This window comes from Actinacidiphila oryziradicis (assembly GCF_005047355.1).
In the GTDB taxonomy this organism is placed as follows: Bacteria; Actinomycetota; Actinomycetes; order Streptomycetales; family Streptomycetaceae; genus Actinacidiphila; species Actinacidiphila oryziradicis.
Window position 1 is genome coordinate 1 of record NZ_SUMC01000199.1, and the last position, 7,365, is coordinate 7,365.

Annotated in this window: 7 protein-coding genes; 3 read left to right on the plus strand and 4 right to left on the minus strand. The window is 66.3% G+C overall.

Annotated elements, in window-relative coordinates:
- Positions 1-589: 589 nt before the first annotated feature.
- Positions 590-1,552: an NADP-dependent oxidoreductase gene (locus FCI23_RS52920; protein ID WP_136731187.1), complete on the minus strand. Its 963-nt coding sequence runs from the start codon at positions 1,550-1,552 to the stop codon at positions 590-592.
- A 98-nt stretch (positions 1,553-1,650) separates the two neighbouring features.
- Between FCI23_RS52920 and FCI23_RS52925 the strand changes: the two genes are divergently transcribed.
- Positions 1,651-2,664, plus strand: a complete 1,014-nt coding sequence (locus FCI23_RS52925) for a GlxA family transcriptional regulator (protein ID WP_136731189.1) — start codon at positions 1,651-1,653, stop codon at positions 2,662-2,664.
- 779 nt (positions 2,665-3,443) lie between these two features.
- Positions 3,444-3,854 carry a RidA family protein gene (locus FCI23_RS52935; RefSeq protein WP_136731191.1) on the plus strand — a complete coding sequence of 137 codons (411 nt, stop codon included), beginning with the start codon at positions 3,444-3,446 and terminating at the stop codon, positions 3,852-3,854.
- 83 nt (positions 3,855-3,937) lie between these two features.
- Here the strand turns inward: FCI23_RS52935 and istB are convergent, their stop codons facing one another.
- Together istB and istA are read right to left on the minus strand one after the other, a co-directional pair.
- Positions 3,938-4,735, minus strand: a complete 798-nt coding sequence (gene istB / locus FCI23_RS52940) for an IS21-like element helper ATPase IstB (protein ID WP_136731194.1) — start codon at positions 4,733-4,735, stop codon at positions 3,938-3,940.
- Positions 4,732-6,366: an IS21 family transposase gene (istA, locus tag FCI23_RS52945; RefSeq protein WP_169317437.1), complete on the minus strand. Its 1,635-nt coding sequence runs from the start codon at positions 6,364-6,366 to the stop codon at positions 4,732-4,734. The genes istB and istA overlap by 4 nt, the downstream gene beginning before the upstream one ends.
- 366 nt (positions 6,367-6,732) lie before the next feature.
- Here istA and FCI23_RS52955 point away from each other — a divergent pair, with 366 nt between their 5' ends.
- On the plus strand, positions 6,733-7,137 hold the full coding sequence (locus tag FCI23_RS52955) for a DUF6262 family protein (RefSeq protein WP_246144891.1): 405 nt from the start codon (positions 6,733-6,735) through the stop codon (positions 7,135-7,137).
- A 6-nt stretch (positions 7,138-7,143) separates the two neighbouring features.
- On the opposite strand, the gene FCI23_RS52960 is transcribed toward FCI23_RS52955, so the two are convergent.
- On the minus strand, positions 7,144-7,365 hold a 222-nt coding region (locus FCI23_RS52960), incomplete at its 5' end, for a winged helix DNA-binding protein (RefSeq protein WP_136729967.1).

Below are 7,365 nucleotides of genomic sequence, written 5' to 3' on the forward strand. Positions count from 1 at the left end.
CGTCGCGACTGTTCACCAACTCCCGCAACTCAGCGGTCTGTTCCACAGAGAGCTCCATGCCAGAACCAACGAGCCCCATCGATCAAAGTAACGACTGCAGGATCACGAGACACTAGCCTTTTGGCTGCCCGCTCGCGCTGCGGGCGATGCGGCGGGCCATGAACGTGAGGCCCACGCGATCAAGGTTTTGGAGCGCTGGACGAGCCGCTCGTAGTAGCGGGCGTACACGATCCGAGACCGGGCCGGCCGGCCTGGCTGCTGCGGGCAGTGCCCCGCCGTGGATGGCGCCGACGGGGTTGCCCGGCTGTGCCGGAACCGATTGGGGACCGAAGCCCGCATCGATCAAGATCGCACGGTCGCCGTGCTCCACAAGTAGCCCGCCGATGCCCGGAGTGATCGAGGTAGTCGGGGTGGGTGGTCCATACCTCGTCAGTGCTGTGGGGAAGCCAGTCGCGAGGGATGAGTTGTACTGCGCCGTCCGGCACGTAGCTCAGCTTCATGTCGCTCAAGCGCAGGGAGCGAATGGTCGCCGGTCGGCGCATCCGTTCATCCTTGGACTGTCGACGGTTCTGCATGCTCGCGTCATCCTTCACGATGCCCTCACGACACCAGGGACTCCGTTGACGGTGGTGAGAACGATCTTTCCAGTGGTGCGTCCGGTCTCGCCGATTTCGTGGGCTTGCGCCACTTGCTCAAGCGGCAGAGCCGTGGCGATTTCGACGTGCAGCTTGCCCGTTTCGACGAGGCCTGCGATTGCCTTCAGCGCTGCATGGTCAGGCTCGACAATCATGAATACCGCCCGGACACCGAGCTCGGACGCCTTGATCGCCAGGCGCGCCTCGGCCGGGGATGCGAGCGACACGACGATGCCCCCGCGGCGCAAGGTCCGAAGCGAGCGGGGCCCGTAATCCCCTCCGATCGCGTCGATCACAATGTCGATATCCCTGATCGTCTCCGCGAAGTCGTCCTGTGTGTAATCAATGGCCTCGTCGACGCCGATGCTGCGAAGAAAGTCGTGCTTGGCCGACCGAGCAGTACCGATGACATACGCGCCGTGCGCCTTGGCGATCTGGACGGCGAGGTGACCGACACCGCCCGCCGCGGCGTGGATCAACACGCGCTGGCCGGAGACCACCCCCGCTGTGTCCACGAGCGATTGCCACGCGGTGAGTGCGGCCAGGGGGAGCGCGGCGGCTTCCACGTGAGAGAGTCCGGCGGGCTTGCGTGCGAGGTGCCGAACCGGCGAGGTCAGATACTCCGCGTATGCGCCTGCCGGCTCGGGATGCCGTGGCATGCCGAAGACCTCATCACCGGGCTTGAGCGTGGTCACCCCCAGCCCGACGGCCTCCACTACGCCAGACACATCCCACCCCAGGCGCACCGGTTTCTCGCCCAGCAGACCTCCAGAAGACCTGGTCCACCAGTCGGTCGGGTTGACCCCCGCGGCATGAACCCGGACGAGCACTTCCGCAATCCCCGGCTCCGGGCGATCAACCTCGACCACCTTCAACACCTCGGGCCCTCCGAGCGAGTCCTGTTCGATAGCACGCATCGTGCAACTCCTGTTCCTTGGATTGCCTGGTCAAGCGTGCCGGGTCCGGCCACTCGCCAGCGAGTGGCCAGATAGACAATGTGTGAAAGAATCTGGCCATGCACCGAGTCGTCGTCCTGGCACTTGAAGGCGCCTATCCGTTCGAGCTGAGCATCCCTGTTCGCATTTTCGGCACCGCGACGGGAGAGCGTGAGCAGCCGCTGTATGAGGTCGTCACCTGCAGCCTTGACGGCGGTCCGGTAAGAACAAGCGCTGACTTCGCCATCACAGTCGAGCATGGAGCCGAGGCACTGGAGACGGCGGACACCTTGGTGATTCCGCCATTCGCGTGTGGTCCCGACGAGCACCGAGAGTGGCTCCCCGAACCGCTGGCCGAGGCGTTCACCCGCCTCCGGCAAGGCGCTCGAGTCGTGTCGATCTGCACTGCTTCGTACGTCCTGGCCGCCGCCGGTCTGCTCGACGGCCGTCCGGCCACTACGCACTGGAACGACGCTGAGCACTTCCAGCGGATGTTCCCTCAGGTCGACGTCCACCCGGACGTGCTGTTCATCGATGACGGTGATGTGCTCACCGCTGCGGGCGTGGCTGCCGGCGTCGACCTGTGTTTGCACCTGGTGCGCCGCGACCACGGCAGCGGGGTAGCCAACCGCGTGGCTCGCCGTTGCGTCGTACCGGCGTGGCGCGAGGGCGGTCAAGCACAGTTCATTGAGCGTCCGGTGCCGGAGCCCTCGGCCGCCAGCACATCGGCGACCCGCGCATGGGCACTGGAGCAGCTCGGCCGGCCGCTGTCGCTGTCCGAACTGTCCGGTCATGCGCGGATGAGTGTCCGCACGTTCTCCCGGCGCTTCCGCGACGAAGTCGGAATGACTCCCGGCCAGTGGCTGACACAGCAGCGTGTCGAGCACGCGCGCCGGTTGCTGGAGACCACCAATCTGCCCGTGGACCGCGTTGCCGACGAAGCGGGGTTCGGGACCGCCGCATCACTGCGTCAGCACATGGTCGCGATGGTCGGTGTGTCGCCCACAGCCTACCGCCACACGTTCCGAGCCCGTGAGCAACTCGCAGGATCGCAGGCGCATCACCCAGCCGAGAACCATTGGGGCACGTCGTAGGTGCACCCTGCGCAGGAGGCATAGCAGGGTTGCACACCCATCAGGTGAGGCCCAAAGTATCGGGTTCACCCTGCTGGTCGACCGCCTTGCGCTCTCCGCGCATGTCTTCGCCATTGCTGGCCGCTTGCCCTTGTGCTGCTTGGCGCCGGTGGAGCGCTCAGGCGCCTTGTCGCGACCAAGAACGTTCTACGTGGCCCGATCGTCGTCATCCTCACAGGCAGCGTGCTCCTGTTGGTGACCATTGATCCCTTCTCCGCTTCGGTCCGACCGTTGTTCTGGCCAGCCGGGGCAGGTGCAGTGCGACGTTAGCGAGGGCGTCGGCGGGGTTGCGAACCAGGGCGCCCCAGGTTCGGGCGGGGATCAGGCGCAGCTCGATCGACCGGGTGTCGAGGTCCATCAGGCGGACGGTGAACAGGCGGGCGGGTTTGCCCCACCCGCGCCGTTCTCCTTCCCGTTGCTCGATGGCGCGCCGTTTTCACGAGGTGGCCGGCGGCCGGTGCGGGCGGCACATCTCACGGCCCTGTCCGAAGACCGCGGCCGACGGCTGCTACGTCTGCCAGGACTTCCAAAGCGATCGGCAGTTCCTGCCTGGCTTCGTTGATCTCTAGGAACAGCGTTTGTCGACTGGTTCCGGAGTCAGTTGGTGATCATGCGGTTCATGAATGTCGAGCAGAAATGACGGCGTTGCCGTGGGGGCGGCGATAAAAGGGAAGGCGGGAGCCGCTGGGGTGCTGGCAAGATGTCCGCGCTCAGCACCCGAGGAGAAAGGCCCCACGACCGTGGCTCGTGCCATTACTTTGATCCGCTCCGCCTCTCTGTCCGACGTCGCCGAGTACGCCTACGCGGCCACGGCGCCTGCTGAGTCACGCCTGATCTTCCTCGCCGGGTCATGTCCGCTGAACGATGACGGCTCCACGGCAGCGATCGGGGATTACGCGGGCCAGGCAGCGAAAGCGATCGAGAACATGCAGGCTGCTCTTACTGCCTCAGGTGCGTCGCTCCAGGACGTCATCAGCACGAGGGTTCTCGTCGCATCGGCCCGGCGGGAGGACCTGGTGGCCGCCTGGCAGGTAGTCCGGGACTCGTTCGCCGACCATGACGTCCCCAGCACCTTGATGGGGGTCACCGTGCTCGGTTACAACGACCAACTCGTCGAGATCGAGGCCGTCGCAGCCGTTCTCGATTCTTGAGACCTCTTCAAAGGACACCGCAAACGCGGGATGGCCAGCCGTCCGTCAGGACGGCTGGCCATCAAGGCAGGTAGCGGCAGAGGTCAGCCGGCCTTGGCGGGTTCCTCGGCTCGGGCGCGGGTGCTGGCGAGGCGGTAGGAGTCGGTGCCGGTTTCGATGATGGTGCCGTTGAAGGTGAGGCGGTCGACGATGGCCGCGCAGAGGCGGGGGTCGGTGAAGGTCTTGGTCCAGCCGCCGAAGGACTCGTTGGAGGCGATCGCGACGCTGTTCTTCTCCTCGCGCTCGGTCAGGACCTGGAAGAGAAGTTCGGCGCCGCGGCGGTCCAGTTCCATGTAGCCGAGCTCGTCGATGCAAAGAAGATCGACGCGGCCGTAGCGGGCGATGGTCTTGTTCAGCTGCTTCTCGTCGGCGGCCTCGACCAGTTCGTTCACCAGTTTCGTGGCGAGCGTGTAGCGGACGCGGTAGCCCTTCATCGCGGCCTCGGTGCCCAGGGCGATGAGCATGTGGGACTTGCCGGTTCCGGAGTCGCCGATCAGGCAGAGCGGCTGGCTCTTCTTGATCCATTCGCAGCTGGCCAGCGTGTGGATCGTGGCGGCGTCGATGTTGGGGTTGGCGTCGAAGTCGAAGGCCCGCAGGGACTTCTCCCGTGGGAAGCCGGCCGCCTTGATCCGTCGCTCCGAACGGCGGCGGGACCGGTCGTCGCACTCGGTCATCAGTAGTTCGGCAAGGAAGCCCCGGTAGGTCATCTGGTCCTTCATCGCCCGGTCGGCGATGTCGGAGAACTCGTTGCGGATCGAGGGCAGTCGCAGCATTCTGCAGGCGGTGTCGATGGCGGCGTCGGCGGCCTGTTCGGTCAAGCCTCGCTGGCGGGGCAGGGTCACTGTGCTTCTCCCTCACGGTGGTCACCGCCGCTGGTTCGGCGGCGGCGGAGCAGTTGGTCATAGGGGGTCACTGAGGGCAGCGGTCTGGTGTCCGCAGGAAGGTGTGCGAGCCGCCATTCGTGCAGGGAGGTCACCGTTGCCGGCGCTTTCCCGGAAGCCAGCTGGCCTGCCGCAGGGATGGGTTCGGTCTCGGTCTGGGCGGCTTTGCGGGCCTCCAGAGCGACCGCGTCCGCAGTCATGGCCCCGGCCCGCAGAGCCGCGGCCAGGCCAGCGACGACATGCTCGTGCGGCAGATGACGCCCCAGCAGGAGAACCTCAATCAGGGCCCGGGTTCCGTCCCGTTCACCATGAATCTTGCGAGCCTGGTCCCACCAGGCATCGTGGACCGGGGTGAACCTGCCTGCCGAACGGGCCTGTTCGAGGGCTGTGGAGCCGGGGAAGGCGCCGGGCTTGCGGACCAGGACTTCCAGGTAGTGGTCCAGGTCCAGACGGACGGCACCCTTCGCGATTAGCCTCTCGTGCCGGGCCACTTCCACGTTCTGGTCGTAAACCACCAGATGGGAAGCGTGCAGCACGACCCGCACACGTTTGCCGATCAGCCGGATCGGGACCGAGTAGCGATTGGTGCGGACCGGGATCTGTCCGTAGCGATCGACTCGCGGGGTGAACAGCCGGCCCGTCTCGAATGGTTCCTCGGGCAGCGGCATGAGCAGCGGTTGTTCGAGAGCGAAGTACTCCGCGACCGTCTTGGGCCTGGAGCCGATGCGGCGGGCGTCGTCCTGCCGGTCCCACCGTTCGACCATTTCGTTCAGCTCGGCGAGCGAGGAGACCTCGGGGACGGGAACGAAGTGGTTGCGGCGGAAGTAGCCGATCATCCCTTCGACTCCGCCTTTCTCGTGGGCGCCTTCGATGCCGGGCCGGCAGTAGAAGCTCTCGATGCCGAAGTGCGAGCGGAAGGCGATCCACCGGTCGGCCTCAACTCTTCCCCGGCTCTGACCCAGCACCCGGGCGACGGCGGCTTTCAGATTGTCGTAGCGGACCTTGGTCCTCGGCACTCCGCCCAACGTCCGCAGGGCGTGGACGTGGCCTTCGAAGAAGGCTTCCTGGCCGCAGGAGGCGAACACGCGGTGGACGGCCTTGCCCGAGTACGACAGCCGGAAGGAGAAGAGATAGCAGGTCACCAGCTCGCCGGCCAGGCGCACGGTCACGTCACCGAAGTCGACCTCCGCTTCGTGACCGGGCAGATGGGTCTGCGGGACGAACGCTTCCAGTGGCGCCTTGCCGGACTCGACCAGGATCTCGGGCTTCCGGCTGGCGACGTAATATCGCACCACCCCGTAGGAGACGTCCGCCCCGTGCTCCTCGACCAGCCGGTGGAAGATCCGAGTGACCGTGTGCCGCTGCTTGCGCGGCGCGTTCAGGTCCGCCCGCAGGATCTCGTCGATCACCGCCTTGTACGGGTCCAGCGTGGTGGCTCGGGGAGGCAGCTTCTTACGAGGCTCTGGCCAGAACGAATCCAACGCCTTCCGGACCGTCCGCCACGTCACGCCGTGTTTGCGCTCAAGCTCCCGCATCGACATGCCGCCGCGGTGGTCACGCCGGATCGCCGCGTACAGCTCGACCTTCGGCATCTGCGGCATGACCAGCACCTTTCACCAAGAGCATCCCGATGCTGCCCTGGCAAGAGTCGCCATGCCTCCCAAACTCATCAACATCACCCGACCGTGGTTCTGGGCGCCTCCCAAACTCATCGACAGGTGACGTCACTACTGCTCGATAAAGCCACCTGCCGATTCACCGCGACACCCTCGCCCGCACGCGCGAGCTCCATGCCGGTGCCACGGCAGCTGGCCGGTCACGAGCCGCCGAGGTCAACGAGCGGTTGGCGGCCGCGGTCGAGCACGTCATCACGCGCATCACCGACCAGGAGCACGACGAGCTTTCCCCAGCACCGAACGAGGCCGGGGCAAGTCGCGACGAAACGGAGAGGACTGCCGATGCGGCTGACAACTCGGCGCACCTGGCCGAAGCCGCACAGCAGCGACGTTCTCGCCTGCATCGAGCGTGTCCACGCTGTCCTGGACGCTCTGGAGCGCGATGGCGGAGCGGTGACCGTCGCCGGCGTCGCCGCCCGGGCAAGGGTCTCCCGGACCTTCCTCTACGACGCTGCCCAGGCGCCATTGCTCGCCAGACTGCGCGGCCTCGCTGACAAGCAGCCCTCCACGGGGCGACCTGCTTTGCCCGATCAGCAGCGGATCACCACCAGGTCACACGAGACGGTGGTCAGAGCACTGCGAGACGCCAACCGCAAACTGCACGAGGAGAACGAACGGCTTCGCAACGAACTTGCAGTGGCCCTCGGCCGGCTCCGAGACCTCCGCCGAGGCATTCCGGTTGAATGAGGGCCTTCAGGGCCTGTTTGGAGTTCTGATCAGCACCTGCAGCGCCTTCACCAGGCGCGCCGCGTCCTTCTCGCCGAGCGGGGCGAGGAACTCGCGTTCCGCCGCCTCGCGGGCGTCCTCCGCATCGGCCCGCGCCCGTCTGCCCCGCTCCGTCAACTCAACGACGTTGCGGCGGCGGTCCTCCTCACTGCGGCGCCGCTCCACCAATCCCTTGCCCTCCAGCGCGTC